This is a genomic window from Streptomyces sp. NPDC007971, from assembly GCF_042958635.1.
Taxonomy (GTDB): domain Bacteria; phylum Actinomycetota; class Actinomycetes; order Streptomycetales; family Streptomycetaceae; genus Streptomyces.
This window is the reverse complement of the sequence record NZ_JBIBJK010000087.1, coordinates 1-1,523: the sequence shown is the minus strand read 5'-3', so window position 1 is coordinate 1,523 and position 1,523 is coordinate 1. Positions and strand designations below refer to the sequence as shown.

At 71.2% G+C, this 1,523-nt stretch carries 1 protein-coding gene; it reads left to right on the top strand.

Annotated elements, in window-relative coordinates:
- Positions 1-147: 147 nt before the first annotated feature.
- Positions 148-1,523 (top strand): SDR family NAD(P)-dependent oxidoreductase (locus ACFZCP_RS45885; RefSeq protein WP_391443265.1); only part of this gene is annotated, 1,376 nt, incomplete at its 3' end.

Here is a 1,523-nt window from a genome sequence, read left to right as displayed (position 1 = left end):
GGCAGGCGTGAGCTGACCTTCCACTCCAGTACGGGCGACGTGGAGGACGGTCGTTCGTGGACCCGGCACGCCACCGGTGTGCTGCGGGCCGGCGGGCGCTCCGGCGGGGAGCCGCTGGTCGAGTGGCCGCCCGCCGGGGCCGCGGCCGTGGAGCTGGACGGGTTCTACGAGGGCATGGCCGACGCCGGCTTCGGTTACGGGCCGGTGTTCCAGGGCCTGCGGGCCGCGTGGCGCAAGGGCGAGGAGGTGTTCGCCGAGGTCGCGCTGCCGGAGGGGGTCAAGGCGGAGGGCTTCGGTCTGCACCCGGCGCTGCTCGACGCGGCGCTGCACGCCACCGGGCTGACGGGCGAGTCCGACGCCCCCGGCAAGCTGCCGTTCTCCTGGTCCGGCGTGCGCCTGCACGCCTCCAGTGCAACAGCACTGCGGGTGCGGTTGTCGCCCGCCGGCTCGGACGGGGTGTCGCTGACGGTCGCTGACGGCTCGGGTGCGCCGGTGGCCGCTGTCGATGCGGTGGAGTTGCGTCCGGTGTCGGTGGTGGTGCCGCGGCTGGAGCGGGAGTCGCTGTTCGGCGTCGACTGGGTGTCGGTGTCTCCGGTCGAGGGCGATGCTCCGACGACGCAGTGGACCACTGATCTGGAGGAACTGACCCGGTCGACGTCGGCTGAACTGTCCGGCTTCGTCGTTCTGTCGTGCCCGGACACTGCTGCGTGGGATCCCGCGTCGGGTGCGCATGAGGCGGCTCATTGGGCGTTGGGTGCGGTGCAGAGGTGGCTTGGGGAGGAGGGGTTCGAGGGGTCGCGTCTGGTGGTCGTGACGAGGTGTGCGGTTGCGGTCGCGGACGGCGAGGGTGTGCGGAACCTGGCCCAGGCGGCGGTGTGGGGTCTGGTGCGTTCGGCGCAGACGGAGAACCCGGACCGGATCGTGCTGGTCGACCTCGATGAGGAAGCGGCTTCACTGGACGTGCTGCCTGCGGTACTTGCCACGGGTGAGCCGCAGTTGGCGGTGCGTGCGGGTGTGGCCAGTGCTCCGCGTCTGGTGCGGGCGCGGCAGTCCGTGGTGGCCGACCCCGGTTTTGGTTCGGGTGCGGTGCTGGTCACCGGTGCGACGGGCACCCTGGGCGGTCTGGTGGCCCGGCATCTGGTCGCGGAGCGGGGCGTGCAAAGTCTGCTGTTGGTCAGCAGGCGTGGTGCGGAGGCTGAAGGTGCTGAGGATCTGCGCGGCGAACTTGTCGCGCAGGGTGCCGAGGTGAGGTTCGCGGCGTGTGACGTGGCGGACCGGGAGGCGCTGGCTGCGTTGCTGGCCGAGCACGAGGTCTCGGCTGTTGTCCACACCGCGGGTGTGCTCGATGACGGCACGATCGGTTCGCTGACTCCGGAGCGGGTGGACGGTGTGTTCCGGCCGAAGGTCGATGCGGCGTGGCATCTGCACGAGTTGACCCAGGGCATGGACCTGTCGGCCTTCGTGCTGTTCTCGTCCGCCGCTGGTGTCTTCGGTGGTCCGGGTCAGGGCAACTACGCGGCGGC